This window comes from Pseudofrankia sp. EUN1h, from assembly GCF_001854645.1.
GTDB lineage: Bacteria > Actinomycetota > Actinomycetes > Frankiales > Frankiaceae > Pseudofrankia > Pseudofrankia saprophytica.
The window spans coordinates 55,754-70,693 of sequence record NZ_MBLN01000041.1 but is presented as its reverse complement, the minus strand read 5'-3'; the positions used below and the strand labels follow the sequence as shown (position 1 = coordinate 70,693).

Annotated in this window: 15 protein-coding genes; 5 read left to right on the top strand and 10 right to left on the bottom strand. The window is 70.8% G+C overall.

Going from position 1 to position 14,940, the window contains the following annotated elements; genetic code table 11:
* Nucleotides 1-312: 312 nt before the first annotated feature.
* Nucleotides 313-606, top strand: coding sequence for a YdeI/OmpD-associated family protein (locus tag BCD49_RS08960; protein WP_007508313.1), 294 nt, complete (start codon nt 313-315; stop codon nt 604-606).
* Nucleotides 607-851: 245 nt separating this feature from the next.
* Here the strand turns inward: BCD49_RS08960 and BCD49_RS08955 are convergent, their stop codons facing one another.
* Both BCD49_RS08955 and BCD49_RS08950 read right to left on the bottom strand, forming a co-directional pair.
* Nucleotides 852-1,973, bottom strand: coding sequence for a glycerophosphodiester phosphodiesterase (locus BCD49_RS08955; protein ID WP_035930381.1), 1,122 nt, complete (start codon nt 1,971-1,973; stop codon nt 852-854).
* Nucleotides 1,974-2,382: 409 nt separating this feature from the next.
* Nucleotides 2,383-2,811: a hypothetical protein gene (locus tag BCD49_RS08950; RefSeq protein WP_007508317.1), complete on the bottom strand. Its 429-nt coding sequence runs from the start codon at nt 2,809-2,811 to the stop codon at nt 2,383-2,385.
* A gap of 91 nt (nt 2,812-2,902) precedes the next feature.
* On the opposite strand from BCD49_RS08950, the gene BCD49_RS08945 reads away from it, so the two are divergent.
* Entirely contained in the window at nt 2,903-3,481 is a 579-nt protein-coding gene (locus BCD49_RS08945) for a TetR/AcrR family transcriptional regulator (protein ID WP_007508319.1), read from the top strand.
* A gap of 66 nt (nt 3,482-3,547) precedes the next feature.
* Here BCD49_RS08945 and BCD49_RS08940 read toward each other — a convergent pair whose 3' ends face one another.
* Both BCD49_RS08940 and BCD49_RS08935 read right to left on the bottom strand, forming a co-directional pair.
* Nucleotides 3,548-4,594 (bottom strand): ABC transporter substrate-binding protein, encoded by a 1,047-nt coding sequence (locus BCD49_RS08940; protein WP_007508321.1) that lies wholly within the window; start codon nt 4,592-4,594, stop codon nt 3,548-3,550.
* A gap of 158 nt (nt 4,595-4,752) precedes the next feature.
* The gene (locus tag BCD49_RS08935; protein WP_007508323.1) at nt 4,753-5,622 is read right to left on the bottom strand and encodes an alpha/beta fold hydrolase; all 870 of its coding nucleotides are present in this window, start codon (nt 5,620-5,622) and stop codon (nt 4,753-4,755) included.
* Nucleotides 5,623-5,646: 24 nt separating this feature from the next.
* On the opposite strand from BCD49_RS08935, the gene BCD49_RS08930 reads away from it, so the two are divergent.
* Nucleotides 5,647-6,810, top strand: coding sequence for an amidohydrolase family protein (locus BCD49_RS08930; protein ID WP_007508325.1), 1,164 nt, complete (start codon nt 5,647-5,649; stop codon nt 6,808-6,810).
* A 59-nt stretch (nt 6,811-6,869) separates the two neighbouring features.
* Here the strand turns inward: BCD49_RS08930 and BCD49_RS08925 are convergent, their stop codons facing one another.
* Complete coding sequence (locus BCD49_RS08925; RefSeq protein ID WP_007508326.1) at nt 6,870-7,796, bottom strand: hypothetical protein; 927 nt, start codon at nt 7,794-7,796, stop codon at nt 6,870-6,872.
* Nucleotides 7,793-8,620 carry an SDR family oxidoreductase gene (locus BCD49_RS08920; RefSeq protein ID WP_007508328.1) on the bottom strand — a complete coding sequence of 276 codons (828 nt, stop codon included), beginning with the start codon at nt 8,618-8,620 and terminating at the stop codon, nt 7,793-7,795. The genes BCD49_RS08925 and BCD49_RS08920 overlap by 4 nt, the downstream gene beginning before the upstream one ends.
* Nucleotides 8,621-8,915: 295 nt before the next feature.
* Between BCD49_RS08920 and BCD49_RS08915 the strand changes: the two genes are divergently transcribed.
* Nucleotides 8,916-9,605: a TetR/AcrR family transcriptional regulator gene (locus BCD49_RS08915; protein ID WP_007508330.1), complete on the top strand. Its 690-nt coding sequence runs from the start codon at nt 8,916-8,918 to the stop codon at nt 9,603-9,605.
* Nucleotides 9,606-9,660: 55 nt separating this feature from the next.
* Here the strand turns inward: BCD49_RS08915 and BCD49_RS08910 are convergent, their stop codons facing one another.
* The 4 genes from BCD49_RS08910 to BCD49_RS08895 all read right to left on the bottom strand — a co-directional run bounded on the left by BCD49_RS08910 (nt 9,661) and on the right by BCD49_RS08895 (nt 12,966).
* Complete coding sequence (locus BCD49_RS08910) at nt 9,661-9,909, bottom strand: hypothetical protein (protein WP_007508331.1); 249 nt, start codon at nt 9,907-9,909, stop codon at nt 9,661-9,663.
* Nucleotides 9,910-10,042: 133 nt separating this feature from the next.
* Nucleotides 10,043-10,678: a cysteine hydrolase family protein gene (locus BCD49_RS08905; protein WP_007508334.1), complete on the bottom strand. Its 636-nt coding sequence runs from the start codon at nt 10,676-10,678 to the stop codon at nt 10,043-10,045.
* 4 nt (nt 10,679-10,682) lie between these two features.
* Nucleotides 10,683-11,606, bottom strand: a complete 924-nt coding sequence (locus BCD49_RS08900) for an SDR family NAD(P)-dependent oxidoreductase (RefSeq protein WP_071041381.1) — start codon at nt 11,604-11,606, stop codon at nt 10,683-10,685.
* Nucleotides 11,607-11,682: 76 nt separating this feature from the next.
* Entirely contained in the window at nt 11,683-12,966 is a 1,284-nt protein-coding gene (locus tag BCD49_RS08895; RefSeq protein WP_007508338.1) for a CaiB/BaiF CoA transferase family protein, read from the bottom strand.
* Between the two features lie 246 nt (nt 12,967-13,212).
* Between BCD49_RS08895 and BCD49_RS08890 the strand changes: the two genes are divergently transcribed.
* On the top strand, nt 13,213-14,844 hold the full coding sequence (locus BCD49_RS08890; protein ID WP_071041380.1) for a FadD3 family acyl-CoA ligase: 1,632 nt from the start codon (nt 13,213-13,215) through the stop codon (nt 14,842-14,844).
* Nucleotides 14,845-14,940: the final 96 nt, after the last annotated feature.

The following is a 14,940-nucleotide window of genomic DNA, read 5'->3' as shown; positions in this document are numbered from 1 at the left end:
CATTCCACCACTCGCCAGCCACCGGCCCTGAAGCCAGAGTCCCCGACGATCGCACGGCGAGAAGCTGCCGGTGATCCGGTGGGATTTTCGGAGCTGGGACTCCGAGGATCTCACCAGATCATGAACGGCCCAGCGATCTGATGGGATCTTGGGTGCGGCCTGGCGCGCTGCTACGGTTTTCCCACCAGACGATCAGATGGAGAAGTCGATCCGCGGCTCTCTGGCGGCGAACCCACGGGTCAAGTTCTGAAATGCCCCGGAACATCAGAACCTCCGGACACGCCAGGGCGGTTCGGTGGGAGCATCATCGTCGTGGCGGATGATCGGGACCTGGTTCCGGACGAGTTGTTTGAGGCGCTCAGCCGCGCGGACGCCTGGTCGCAGTGGGAGGAGCAGACGGCAGAGGTTCGGTCGGTGTACGTCCGCTGGGTAGCGAAGCCGAGAAGAGCCAGCGAGCGACGCTCGCGAGCCGACGTGACGGCCTACTACGCATTCCATGGGGCACTCGACAAGGCCATTAAACGGCCGGGGGTGTGGAATGCCCTGCTCAAACTGCTCGGGGAGGCCGACACAGGGGATACGCAGACCGGGAACACGGATTCCTGACAGGCGCACGCCCGGACGGCCCGCCGAGACGCCCGCGGGGCGTACTCCCCTGCACGAACCAACAAATGTGCGCCTTGACCGGATGTCGGCGGCCGGGGACGACTTCTGCTCCCGGGCCTCCAACCACGTGGTCACCGCGGCGCTCGCGGCGGACGGGCTGCGCCGCAGGACGGATGGTGCGCCGGCCGGGAGTCCGGTGGTTGGTCCCGGCCGGCCGCCATCGTGCTGGTGCGTGCCGAGGGCGGTCAGCCGCCCAGGAAAGCGGCGCGGGCGAGGATGCCGACGTCGGTGTTGTCGGTGAACAGGCCGTCGATGCCGGTCCTGAGGAAGGTCACCTGCTCGTCGATGGCCCGGCCGTAGTCGCTGGCCACCGTGCCGACGCGGTAGTCGGTGGGCAGGAAGCTGTTCTCGGCGCGGAACGTGTACGGGTGCAGGACGAGACCGGCCTTGTGCGCGTCGGCGACGAGCGTGGTCGGGGTGCCGAGGTTGCCGCTGGCGTCCCGCGGGATGATCTGGTTCTTGTCGGGCCCGATGCCGTTCGCGTACGTCGCGATCGTCTTCAGGCCGGCCGGGGTGATCAGGTCCGCGTAGGTGCGCGGGTCGCCGGCGTCGACCAGGTCGAACGGGGCGCCGGCGGCGCTGAGCAGCTGCACGGCGCGGGCCTTCAGGCCGAGCTTGCGCAGCTGGCCCAGGTTCTTCGTCTCGAAGGACTGCACGAACACGGGCGCGTTCTTGTCGTTGAGGCCGTAGCGGACCAGCGTGTCCAGCAGCCGCTTCTCCAGCGCGAGCCCGGCCTTCTGGAAGTAGGTCGGGTGCTTGGTCTCCGGGTAGACGCCGATCTCCCGGCCGAGCTCCGCCGACAGGCGCCCCCGCAGGTCGAGCACCTCGATCAGCGTCGGGATCTCGAAGCGGCCGTTGTAGAGCGTGTTGTGCTGGCGGACGTCCGGGATCCGCTCCTTGGCGCGCAGCGTCTTGAGCTCGGCGAGCGTGAAGTCCTCGGTGAACCAGCCGGTCAGGGCGACGCCGTCGAGCGTCTTCGTCACCTTGCGGGCGGCGAACTCGGGGTGGTCGGCGACGTTGGTCGTGCCGCCGATGTCGGGCTCGTGCCGGCAGACGAGGTGGCCGTCCTTGGTGGCGACGAGGTCCGGCTCGACGAAGTCGGCGCCCAGCCGGGCGGCCAGTTCGTACGAGGCAAGGGTGTGCTCTGGCCGGTAGCCGGACGCGCCGCGGTGCCCGATCACCAGGGTCGCAGGCCGCCCGGGCTTGCCCTGCCCGCTGCCCGCCCCGGCGGCAGCGGCGGCAGAGGCGGATGCGGCGGCGAGGACGGGTGCGGCGGCCAGGCCGGCGATCACACCGCGACGGCCGATCACGCGCCGGCTCGTGGCGGGCCGGTCCTGCTCGGTCAGATCCTCGGCGGCGAAGTCTTCCGTGCGACGATCCACAAGGTCTCCAGCGCGGCGACGTCGGCCATCGACGCCGGCGCGCCGCACAAGCCAAGCAACGACGAAGAACGTCAACGCTGCGCGCGTCTGGCCCGCAACCGTCGAGCAATCGTCCGTGGCATGAACCAGGCCGTCCTCGGGTCCCGGGCGCGACGCGCCAACGCGCCAACGCGCCAACGACTTCTCCAAACGCGGCGCCTCAGAAACCCCGGCGAGAAATCGACCTAGCGTCCTCAGCCAACCACCTTGATCGGCACCGACGTGTTGTCAGCGTCGGGATTTCGCTGCGATCGCGACGCTGACAACACGTGCACGGCGATCTCCTGGGGTGGCGTCAGGCGAGCAGGGCGGACCGGGTGGCCGCGGTGACGAGGGCGTCGCCGGTGTAGGCGACGCCGCCGATACCCCAGCCGCCGTCGGGGGCGTTGAGGATGTTGACCCAGGTGTCGTCGCGGCCGTGGCCGTCCACAGTCAGGTCGTCGACGATGTCGGTCGCCGCGGCGATGAACGCGGCTCGGCTGGCGGGGTCGGGCAGGCCGATGTTCGGCAGCTTGAGCTCCACCATCACGAGCCGGCGATGGACGCCGCCGGCATAGATGTCCTGGGGGTCCAGGACATGGACGGTACCGCCGACGATGCTGGTGAAGAACGGATTGCCGGTCGCCTCGCTGGCCGCCATCAGGGCCTCGGTCAGCAGCGGGAGGATCTGGCGCTCGCCGGTCTCGGTGAGTTCGCCGCGCGGGGCGGTGACGGTGATGGGCATGAAGGTCTCCGCTTCGGTTGCTAGTACGTACGTACTAGCGATTACCCTGCACTAGGATGGTCGTACTAGTCAAGGCGTGCGGAGGTGCGTTGTGGCCGACACCCGTGGCCGGATGGTCGACGCGACAGTCCAGGCGCTGCAGCGCCGCGGTGTGGCCGGGATGTCGTTCACCGACGTTCTCCGTGACAGCGGCGCCGCCCGCGGCGCGATCTACCACCACTTTCCCGGCGGCAAGGCGCAGCTCGTCGCCGAGGCGGCGACGCGCAACGGCGAGGACGTGCGCACCGGTCTGGCCGCGCTGCCGGCAGGCGACCCGCTCGTCGTGGTCACGGCGTTCCTCGACGCCGTCCGGCCCGTGCTGGCCGCCTCGGCGACGGGCGGTGGCTGTGCGGTCGCGGCAATCAGCGTCGCCGATGGTGAGGGGGAGCCTGGCGACACGAACCTCCGGCGCACCGCCGCCAGCATCTTCGCGTCGTGGACCCGGACGCTGGCCGAGCGGATGGCGGCGGCTGGGCTTCCGCCCGACGAGGCGGCCGGCCTGGCCACCGCCCTGCTCATGCTTCTCGAAGGCGCCCACGTCCTGTGCCGTGCCGCCGGAACCCTCGAGCCCTTCGAGCAGGCCGCGCACACCGCGACGGCCCTCGCCCGCGCCCGCTACGAGAGCCGCTGACGCGGCACGTCGGCCAACACCCAGCGTCATCCACCGAGGCGCGGGCGGAGCCGGAGCCGGCGCCGGTCAGCGCACCTCGACGGATTCGCCGCCCGACCACTGGCGCAGGACGAGGTAGCGGCCGTGCAGGGCGCCGCGGTCGTGCTGGCCGAAGGAGAGCAGGGTGCCCTCGTGACCCTCGGCCGCCGGGACCCACTTGATCTGTTCCAGGCCCTCACGGACGCCGGCGCGGGTCAGCTCGGGAGCGCGGGCGATGCCCTCGACGACGAGCCGGCCCAGGTCGAAGCCCTTGGCGACGGCCGCCGAGCGCTCCGGCGGGACGCCGAGGCGGTGGCGCAGCGCGGCGAGCGTCGCGTTGTCGTCGGAGTACATGTCGATGTACGTCCAGCCGTCGATCGCCTGGGCGACGCCGGGCTGGCGGCCGAACATGCCGGCCGAGTTCATCACCCGCGGGCCGTCCCAGCCGGCCGCCGCCGCGGCGAGACCCGTCGCGGAAGCCGTCCGCCCCAGCCCCAGGTAGACGAGCGCGTCGACACCGGCGCCGAGGACCTGCCCGACCTGCGCCGTGACGTCCTCGGCGAGCGGCGGCAGCACCGCGGTCGCCGTGACGGCGAGGCCTAGCAGGTCCGCCTGGGCGGACAGGAACCGCAGGTAGCGCCGCCCGATCGGCGACCGGTCGTGGACGACGCCGAGGCGCCGGGCGCCGAGCGCGGCCAGGCGCTGGGCCAGCACGACGCCCTCGTCCTCGTGCGAGCCGACCTGCAGGTGGAACATCCACTCGCCGCGGGCCCGCTCCGTCCCGGCCCAGTTGATCGTCGCGATCCGGTGGTGCTCGGCCAGCGGGGCGGCGACCAACGCGTTGTCACCGATCGCCGGTCCGACGACCAGCAGCACATCCTCGTCGACGAGCCGGGCGAAGGCCCGTTCGACGGCCGCCGCCGTACCGGACGGCAGGCCCAGGCCATACGCGGGGACGAGCTCGACGTCCCGGTCGAGCCGGCCGCCGGCGACCGCCTCGTCGGCGACGAGGCGCAGCCAGCGGGTGAGGTCCGTCGGGCTCGGCGGCCCGTCCGCGAGGTCGTCCAGTACTCCCACCCGCACCGGCGCCGCCATCGCACACCCCGTCCCGAAAACCACAAAGAGAGTAAATGCCTACTTATCGAGCAGCGACTGATCGCCAGTCCGCCGCCGGGCCGCCCCGAGGAGAGGTGAGACGACCGGCCTGTGGGCCGGCCCGCGACGGGGCCGGCCCACGGGTACCGGTGGGCCGCTCAGGCGGAGGCCTCGCGCCACCACTCGAGCAGCGACGGCGCGAGCAGCGGCCAGCGGGCGAACAGGCCCTCCTTGGCCGCCTCGGGGGTGTGCCGGTCGGCCCACTCGGTGTCGCCCCACGGGGGCTCGCGCAGCAGGGCGTTCGGCAGCGCGGCGGCGATCTTCTCGGACGTCTCGCGGCGGTGGTGGATGTCGCTCGCACCGCTGCGCAGCACCAGCGTGGGCAGGTCGAGCTTGGCGGCCTCCGCGTCCGACAGGCCGGGGACCAGCGCCTTGTCGTCGGGGCAGTAGACCGCCATCCAGCGCTCCAGGGTGGCCATGAACGTCTGCCGGTCCTGGTCGAGGATGCGCTGGCGGTTGCCCGGGTTGGCCTCGATGACCTCGGCCCACTCGGGCAGCGCGGCAACGGCCTCCATGCCACCGTTCCACGCCGCGACGAACGAACCGGAGCAGTAGTGCACGCCGAGGCTCATCAGCCCGTAGATACCGCCGCTGATCCACCAGATCGCCAGCCCTGCGGCGATGTCGCGGTGGCGGGCCGCGGTCAGCATCGAGACCCGGGAGCCGCCGGAGCCGCCGGCGATGATCGTCTGCCCGAGCCCGAGCTGACGGATCAGCCCGCCCAAGGCATCGGCCTGCATCTGGGATTCGGATTCGCCGGTAAAACACACATCCGAGGCGCCGGTGTTGGGACGGTCCCAGATCAGGGCCCGCCCGCCGGTTCCCTCGGCGAGTGCCGTGGCCAGCTCACGGATACCGGGCGTGTCCTTACTGTAACGGCCACCCGGAGTGATCGCCCATGCCTGACCGTCGCCCGAGCCGACGATCTCATAGGAGATCGATAAACCGTCTACGGTTGCGTATGCCATGGGGAAAATCTAGCATTGACGTCTATGTCGAAGGACGGCTTATTTATCGTAGACGCCGACTCCCACTGGTCCGAACGAGCCGATCTTTTCACCAGCCGAGCGCCCGCCGCCTACAAGGACCGGGTACCCCAGCCACGTGACGTGAACGGTGTGCCGACCTGGGTCATGGACGGTCACCCTATGGGGCACTTCAGCCCCGGTGGCGTCATCGCCCGGGACGGCAGCAAGGAAGAAGCCGACAAGGCCCTGTTCCACTGGACATTCGACCAGATCCACCTGGGTGCGCACGACCCCAAGGTCCGCATCGGCGTCCTGGACGACCTTGGCATCGACGCCCAGATCATTTTTCCCAGCACGATCGGCCTCGGCGGCCAGGACCTGGGCACGTCCGCCGACCCGGAGCTCACGAAGCTGACCATCCAGATCTACAACGACGAGATGGCCGAGATCCAGGAGCAGTCCGGCAACCGGCTGCTCCCGCTCCCGCTGATGCCGGCCTGGGACATCGACTTCTGCGTCACCGAGGCGCGCCGGGTGGCCGCGCTGGGCGCGCGCGGCGTGAACATGACCTCGGACCCGCAGGACCTCGGCTCCCCCGACCTCGGGGACCCGGCCTGGGACCCCTTCTGGGAGGCCTGCACCGAGCTCCAGCTGCCGGTGCACTTCCACATCGGCGCGAGCGTCACCGGCATGACGTTCTACGGCAAGTACCCGTGGCCGTCACACGACGCCAACACCAAGCTCGCCATCGGCGGCACGCTGCTGTTCATCGGCAATGCGCGGGTGGTGACGAACCTAATCCTCTCCGGCATATTCGACCGGCACCCCGACCTACAGACCGTGTCGGTGGAAAGCGGCGTCGGCTGGATTCCGTTCATTCTCGAGACGCTCGACTACGAGATGAGCGAGAATGCTCCCCGCCAGCTGGCCGCGATGAAGAAGCCGCCGTCGGAGTACTTCAGGAGCAACATTTACGCGACATTCTGGTTCGAGAAGAACCAGGGCAAGCTGGCGGCGCTCGTCGAGGCCGTCGGCGAGGACCGCATCCTGTTCGAGACCGACTTCCCGCACCCGACCTGCCTCTACCCCGCCCCGCTCGAGGCCGTCGCGGACAAGATGAACACGATCTCGCCCGAGGCGAAGGCCAAGATCCTCGGCGAGAACGCCCGCAAGCTCTACCGCCTCTGACACCCACGTGAACCCGCCGGTGCCGAGGCAGGCGGCTGCCTCGGCACCGGAGTGGGCATTCACATACTGCTGATGTCAGGGAAGCTCCGCGTCACCGCGTGGACCGCGAGCCGGTCCTCGGCCCCGGCGTCGCGTACCTCCACCACTCCGAGGCCGTCAGACACCCGCGCCGTCGCGACCGCGGGCCCCCGCCGCACCGGGCTCAGGAACCGCAGCAGCATCGAGGAAAGTGGCACCCCGGGGGTGAGCGACAGGGCCGCCTCCTCGGCTGCGAGTGCGATCAGCCCGCCGTTGACGGTGTCCGACGAGTTGAGCCCGTTCTCCGTGCGCGCCACCGCGGCGACCCCCGGCGCGCGCACCTCGCAGCCGGCGTGCTCGGCCAGTGGGCCGCGCAGCGGCGGGCGCGGGAAGCGCAGCGTCTCGTCCTCGTCCTCCCAGCGCAGCGGCGGCATGACCAGCGACGGATCCCCCGCCGTCATGAACGCCGCCGTGCCCAGCGCCAGCGGCGTCCCGTCGGGGCGCCGGAAGTCGGTCGCGATGACGACGACCGAGCGCCCCGACTTGACCAGCCGACCGGTCACCCGGATCTCGGGCGTCTCCCAGGAACGGGTGTTGAGCTCCACGCCGAGGTCGAGCGTGACGGGCACCCGCGGCGCCAGCACGCCGATGGACAGTCGCCCACCGAGGTAGTCCGTCCAGATGGCCAGCGCCGCCATCCGCACGCAGGTCGTTCCCGGCACGTACAGCTCGGGCACCATCGGAATCGAACCGTGCAACTCGTCGCCGACGCGGCGCACGAAGACCCGGATCGGCGCGAAGACGTGTTCCTCCGGGGCCACGTGCCGCACGTGCCGGGCACCCGGGATGCCCGGCACGTCGGCGGCCGAGACCGCGCCCGTCAGCGGGGGCGGGCCGCCCGGCGCCGGCCGGCCAGCGACGTCACCGACGAGGTCACCGGTCGTGCCGAGGTCATGCGCGGGGCTCAAAACTTGCCCAGCAGGAAGCGGACGGCCCCCGTGTCCGCCGGCCACGTCTCGGTGTTGCCCGCGGCGAAGTGGCCGGCGTCGGTGATCAGTGTGATGCCGCTGATCCCGGCGGCCGCGTCGGAGCACAGGAAGACCAGCGGGTAGCCCTGCTCCAGCGGGGTGGCCGCCTCGATGCCGACCTCGGCCCGGTAGCCGGCGCCGAACCCGAGCCAGGTCTCGGCGTTCGCCCGCGCCAGCGGCGTGTCGGTCGGCCCGGGGCAGATCGCGTTGATCCGGATGCCGCGCTTGAGCAGCGGCAGCGCCTGGGTCGCGACGTAGGCGCAGACGGCCTGTTTGCTCCACATGTAGTCCGCGTGCTTGCGCTCGATCGCCCACGCCGACGCCTCCTCGAGGTCGGCGATGGCCAGGTACTCCTTCAGCTCGTCGAGGCTGCGCTCCCAGCCAAGCCCGGCGGCCGACGAGATGAAGCCGATGGCCGAGCCGCGCGGCAGCCTGTCCGCGGCGAGCAGCTTCTCGAGCAGGTAGCGGTGGCCGAGGAAGTTGGTCTTCTCGATGCCCGGCGTGCCGTCGGCGACCCCGGCGGCGCACAGCACCGCGTGGACCGGGCCGCCGAGGGTGCCGAGCGCCGCGTCGATCGACGCCGGGTCGCGCAGGTCGACGGGGACGGCCTTGACACCGGGCACGGTGATCTCGGCGATGTCCAGGACGGTGACCTCGGCGCCGGCGGCGAGCGCGAGCTCGGCGGCGGCCGCGCCCATACCGGTGGCGCCACCTACCACCAACACGTGCTTGCCGTCGTAGCGGAACGCGTCGAATAACGACATGTCGACTCTCCCTGACATAGTTGGCGCGAGGCCCGCATAGCCGGGGCCCCGGTGGCCATGGTGAAACTGGAGTACTGGGTACCTGGTATGGCTGGCGCCCGGCGGCGGCCGGCGACCCGTCCCGGGCGGCCGGCGATCTCGCCGTACCGATGGGCACGCATCCGACCGGCCAGTCCGGCCGGTCGGTACTGGCGGGATCGACACGCCCAATTTAATTTTAACGTCGACGTCAATGACAATCCACCGGTAGACTCGTCCCACACCGTCGGTGGGAGGAATTTCGTGGAGGATAACCGTGACGTCCACGGATGACGTGTCCACGGCAGCGCCGGCGGACCGGGAGAAGACCGGGGGGCCGCGCTCCCGCAAGGGCGCCGCGACCAGGGCGCGGCTGGTCAGGGCGGCGAAGGCCGTGTTCGAGGAGGACGGATTCCTCGACGCGCGAATCTCCGACATCGCCGAGCGCGCCAGCCTGTCACACGGCTCCTTCTACCATTACTTCGACTCCAAGGAGCAGATCTTCCGCGAGGTCGCGATGGATCTCGCCGACCTGCTCCAGTCGCCGCTGTCCACCGTCGTCTTCGACGCGACCTCGACGGCCTCCCCCGCCGACCGGATCCGCCAGGGCAGCCGCCAGTTCCTGCGTAACTACCAGGCCGAGGCCCGCATCATCGGCGTCATCGAGCTGGTCTGCCGTTACGACCGGGAGCTGAACATCTCCCGCCACGAGCACCTGCAGGAGAGCAACCCGCGGGTCATGCGGATGATTCGTCAGCTCCAGCAGCGCGGCCACATCGACCCGGCGCTGGACCCGGAGCTGGCGCTGCCGGCACTCGGCGCGATGATGAACCGATTCGCCGAGATGTGGTTCGTACAAAAACTGTTCGACTATGAGTTCGAGGAGGGCGTCGAACAGTTGGCAAAGCTTTTCCTGAACGCCCTTCGGATCACCGAGACCCCCGCGGGCCAGGCCGCCGCCGAATAGTCGGCGGCGGCCGGCTCCGTGCCGGGGAGAATCAGGAATCAGTCAGACGGCGGAATCAGTCGGACGACGGCAGCGGCTTGGCCTGCGCGATGGACATCGCCTCGCCGTGACATACCGGCTCTCCCGCGCCCGCCTTGGCTATGAGCACCTGCGCGTCGCACACCGCGCAGGTGTAACGCTTGCCCAGCGAGACCGGGCCGCCCGGGCGCAGTTCGAGGCTCGACTCCGCCGAGATCCGGACGACGACCGCCTCCGTCCCGGTCGCGTCATCCCGCAGCCGGGCGCCGGCCTTCAGCGCTGTCATGCGTCCTCCAGTCGTTACTCGCTCGCCACGGGAAGGTCACCAGCTGGCCCGTGGGCCATCTCACGCTAGAAGATTTTGACTCTGACGTCAACTTCGCGTTCCGTGGCCGGGAGGTCCGCCGCCGCGACACCGCTCAGCCGGCGGCGTCCTTCTCCCACGCGGCCAGGACGTCGTCGGTCGTGACGATGGTGGCGCACAACGACAGCGAGTTGCGAATCAGGATGTCGCGGTACTCCATCGGGAAGCCAGCGATCGCGTCGCGCGGGACGACGACCTGGTAGCCCAGGTTCACCAGGTCGAAGACCCCCGCCGGGATGGCGACGTTGGTCGACACCCCGACGATAACAACGGTCCTCGCCCCGAGGTTGGTCAGCAGCGCGCCGACGTCGGTGCCCCCGGCGGGCGAGACGCCGTGCAGCCGGACCGAGACCAGGTCGGACGGCTCCTGCCCGATCTCGTCGAGCACCTGGACCGCCGGGGTGCCGAGCAGCTGCCTGACCGGCGACTTCTCCGTGCCGAGGAACAGCCGGGCGTTGGTGCTGGCGCCCAGCCCGTCGGGCCGGCGCGCCGCGATGCAGTGCAGCACGCCGGCGCCCGCGGCCCTGGCGCCGGCGGCCAGCCGCGCGACGTTGGCGATCATTCCCGACGCGCGTGCCACCTCGGCGAGCGCCGGCAGGGAGCTGGGCGTGCCGATGACGCCGTTCTGGCACTCCTGGGTGAGCAGGACCGTGTGCGCCGGCCGTAACAGCTCGGTGAGGTCGACCGCCATGGCGTCAGGACTGGGCGAAGCGCAGGCCGGCGCCCCGGGTCTCGAACACGTCCTGCGCGAGGATCTCACCGAGCTTCGTCGCGTCCCACCGCTTGCCGCCGGAGGCGACGGTCGCCCGCTCCGTCCAGCCGCGCATCCAGATGATCCGGTCGTCGATGACCCGGATGACCTGGCCGGTCACATGGTCGGCCTCGTCGCTGGCGAGCCAGGCGACCAGCGGGGAGCTGTTCGACGGGTCCATCGGATGGAACTCGCCGTCGGGAACCTCGTCCGGCTCGAACGCCTCCCCCATGCCGGGGATGGTGGCGGTGATCCGGGTGAGGCCGGCGGGGCCGACCGCGTTCACGGTGACGCCGGTGCGCTGCAGCTCCAGCGCGAGCGTCAGAGTGAGGCCGACGATGGCCGCCTTGGCGGCGGCGTAGCCGGACTGGCCGAAGTTGCCGCCCAGGCCCGCGCCGGAGGTGGTGTTGATGATCCGGCCGGCGACCTTGCCGCCCGAGGACTTCGCCACCGCTCGCCAGTACTTCACCGCGTGGTGGGAGGTGGCCCAGGTGCCGCGCAGGTGGACCCGGATGACCGCGTCGAAGTCCTCCGGCGGCATGTTCCAGATCACCGCGTCGCGCACGATGCCGGCGTTGTTCACCAGGATGTCGAGCTTGCCGAAGGTACTGACGGCCCGCTGGACGAGCTCGCCGCACTGCTCGGCGTCACCGACGTCGGAGTAGTCGGTGACGGCCGTGCCGCCACGCTTCTCGATCAGCGCGACGGTCTCGTCGGCCGCTCGGCCGGCGCCCTCGCCGCRCACCGAGCCGCCGAGGTCGTTGACGACGACCTTCGCGCCCTGCTTGGCCAGTTCCAGGGCGTGGCCACGGCCGATACCGTGCCCGGCACCGGTGACGATCGCGACCTTGCCGTCGAGCAACCCCATTGCCCGCCCCTTACGTCGGTCAGCCCAGCCAGCTGATCAAGATTTTGTATAAAATATCATAAGTGAATGACGGCCGTCACGCCGCTCCGCCCGCGTCGGCGTCGGCGCCGCCGTCCGCGTCGGCCACCTTGCCGAAGGCGCCGGCCGCGCGCAGGCTCGCCACCTTCGCCTCGTCGTAGCCGAGGACGCCCGCGAGCACCTCGGCGGAGTCCTCACCGGGCGACGGCGCCGGCCCCTGTGGCTCCGGGTTGCGGCCGTCGAAGCGGACCGGGAACGGCAGCTGGTCGATGACGAACTTCGACGCGGGCAGCCAGGGCAACCGGTCCCGGAACTGCGGGTCCTCCATGATCGACTTTGGGGTGTTCACCGGCGCGATCGTCGTGTTGTGCTCGCCCGCGAACCGGATCCACTCCGCCGTCGTCCGGGTGGCGAAGATCTTGACAAGCTCGACGCGTGTCTCGGTGTCGCCGCGGGCGTGGTCGGCGAACTCGGCCCCGGGGCGGCGCTCGAAGAGGTCGAGCCGGCCGACGCCCTCACAGAAGTTCCGCCAGAACTTGCGCTCGGAGGCCATGAACAGGATGTGGCCGTCCGCCGAGGGATAGATCTGGTAGCGGACCCCGTCCTCCATGCCGGCGGTTCCCGGGGTGCGCCGCTCGTAGTTGTCGACCGGGTTGCCGGTCACCTCGTCCTCGGGCCGCTCGTAGGCGCGCCAGCTCTCGCTGCGCAGCCAGTCCATCGCGGCGGCGGCATCGGCCTGGCCGACCTCGACGTGCGACCCCTGCCCGGTCTCGCGCGCCGCGAGCACCGCCGCGACGAGCGCGAACGCGCCGAACAGCGGGCCGGCGTGGATGCCGATCGAGGCGTGCTCCGGCAGGTAGGTGAACCCGTCATCGTCGACCGCCGGCTTCACGACACCCGCCCAGGTGTCGTAGGCGATGCCGTGGCTCGGCAGGTCGCGGTACGGGCCGGAGGCGCCGTAGCCGGAGATGGAGCACATGACGATCTTCGGGTTGATCTCGCGCAGCGCGGCGAAGCCGAGCCCACGCCGGTCGAGCGCCCCCGGCCGCATCGCCTCGACGACGGCGTCGGCGCCGCGCACGAGCTCCCTGAAGACCTCGATGCCCGCGTCGGTGCGCAGGTCGAGCTCGATCGAGCGCTTGCCCCGGGAGATGTGCCAGTGCAGCAGTGACACGCCGTGGATGAACGGCCAGACCATCCTGCGGACGTACTCGCCGCCCGGTGGCTCCACCTTGATGACGTCCGCGCCGAGGTCGGCCAGATGGGTCGTCAGCGCGCCCGGRCCGAGCATCGACACGTCGACCACGCGTACCCCGGCCAGCGGGGCGGTCGCATCCGGCATCAAGCACCTCGCAGGTCATCGGTTCACTCGTAGGCCATCGGTTCAACGGATCGCGGGCGCAGCCGCCGTCGCACGGCGCACCACCGATCAGTACGCCATCGGTTCGCTTCCCAAGCAAGCGATTGGTCAAATATCGACGACAGATGTCGATCCGCCAATCGATATTGCATACCTTATATAATCTACGAGCTCGGCGCAGCCGATGCGCTCATGACGGGTGCCTTCTCGACGGCGAAGGGGCGGCAGATGGACGAGGCGGTTGGCACGACGGCGGACCCGGAGGCCTCGGAGGCCACGGAGCGGGTGCCCGCGACGATCCCCGCCGCGCTCGCCAGGGCGGCGGCCAGCTGGCCCACCGCCGAGGCCGTCGTCGACGGCGAGGAGCGCCTGAGCTTCGCCGACCTCGACGCCCAAACGGCCGCCGTGGCCCGGGCGCTCGTCGCCAGCGGAGTGCGGRCCGGTGACCGGGTCTCGGTCTGGGCGCCGAACGGCGCGGCCTGGGTGCGGGTCGCCCTTGGCGTCTACCGCGCGGGCGCGGTCCTGGTACCGATCAACTCGCGCTTCAAGGGCCAGGAGGCGGCGCGGGTGCTGCGCACCTCGGGCGCGCGGCTGGCGTTCCTCGTCGACGGCTTCCTCGACACCGACTACCTCGCGATGCTCGCCAAGCACCGCGACGATCTCGACGCGCTCGACGAGATCGTGCTGCTCGCGGCGCCTGCCCGCCCCGGCGCGACGGGGTGGGACGAGTTCCTCGCCCGCGCCGAGCTCGACCCGGACGGCGCGCTCGCCGCCACCGTCACCGCTCGCACGGCGGCGCTCGACGGCGACGACGTCTGCGACATCGTCTTCACCTCCGGCACCACCGGCGCGCCCAAGGGCGCGATGCTCACCCACGGCGCGTCGACCCGCGTCTACACGGCCTGGTCGGACGTCGTCGGCCTGCGCCGTGGCGACCGTTACCTGCTCGTCTACCCGTTCTTCCACACCGCCGGGCTGAAGTCCGGGATGCTCGCCTGTCTCCTGGCGGGCGCCACACTGCTGCCGCACCCGGTCTTCGACGTGCCGTCCGTGATGAAGAAGGTCACCGAGGAGCGGGTGACGATGTTGCCCGGCCCGCCGGCGATCTACCAGACGATCCTGAACAGCGACCTGACCGGCTACGACCTGTCGAGCTGGCGGCTCGCCGTCACCGGCGCCGCGGTGGTGCCGGTCGAGCTGGTCCGCCGGCTGCGCTCGGAGCTCGGCCTGCGCACGGTCGTCACCGGCTACGGCCTGACCGAGACGACCGGGACGGCGACGATGTGCCGCCACGACGACGACCCGGAGATCGTCGCGCGCACCTCCGGCCGGGCGATCCCCGGCGTCGAGGTCCGCGTCGTCGACGACGCCGGCACCCCGCTGCCACCGGGCTCCCCCGGCGAGATCGTCATCCGCGGCTACAACGTCATGAAGGGCTACTTCGACAACCCGGAGGCGACGGCGGAGGCCATCGACGCCGACGGCTGGCTGCATTCCGGCGACATCGGGATCCAGGACGAGGCCGGCAACGTCACGATCACCGACCGCAAGAAGGACATGTTCATCGTCGGCGGCTTCAACGCCTACCCCGCCGAGATCGAGGCCGCTTTGCTGGAACGCGGCGACCTCGCCCAGGTCGCCGTCGTCGGCGTCCCCGACGACCGGCTCGGCGAGGTCGGGGTGGCGTTCGTCGTCCCGCGCGCCGGCGCGGCCGTCGACCCGGCGGAGGTCATCGCCTGGAGCCGCGCCCGGATGGCGAACTACAAGGTCCCCCGCCGGGTCGAGGTCGTCGACGCCCTCCCCATGAACGCCACCGGCAAGGTCGTCAAGTTCGAGCTACGGACGCGGGCCACCGCCTGACCGGAGAGCCGCGGGGCCGTGGCAGGTGTCCGAGTGGGTCGACCGCCTCTTCTGGGCGGTTCGGTCACGGTGGGCGTTCGCCTTTCCCGACGTCTG

Coding starts and splice junctions, on each gene's coding strand:
- BCD49_RS08935 (WP_007508323.1), bottom strand. CDS start 5,622: ATGGCATACGCAACCGTAGACGGTTTATCGATCTCCTATGAGATCGTC.
- BCD49_RS08905 (WP_007508334.1), bottom strand. CDS start 10,678: ATGGCGGTCGACCTCACCGAGCTGTTACGGCCGGCGCACACGGTCCTG.
- BCD49_RS08930 (WP_007508325.1), top strand. CDS start 5,647: ATGTCGAAGGACGGCTTATTTATCGTAGACGCCGACTCCCACTGGTCC.
- BCD49_RS08920 (WP_007508328.1), bottom strand. CDS start 8,620: ATGTCGTTATTCGACGCGTTCCGCTACGACGGCAAGCACGTGTTGGTG.
- BCD49_RS08950 (WP_007508317.1), bottom strand. CDS start 2,811: ATGCCCATCACCGTCACCGCCCCGCGCGGCGAACTCACCGAGACCGGC.
- BCD49_RS08940 (WP_007508321.1), bottom strand. CDS start 4,594: ATGGCGGCGCCGGTGCGGGTGGGAGTACTGGACGACCTCGCGGACGGG.
- BCD49_RS08910 (WP_007508331.1), bottom strand. CDS start 9,909: ATGACAGCGCTGAAGGCCGGCGCCCGGCTGCGGGATGACGCGACCGGG.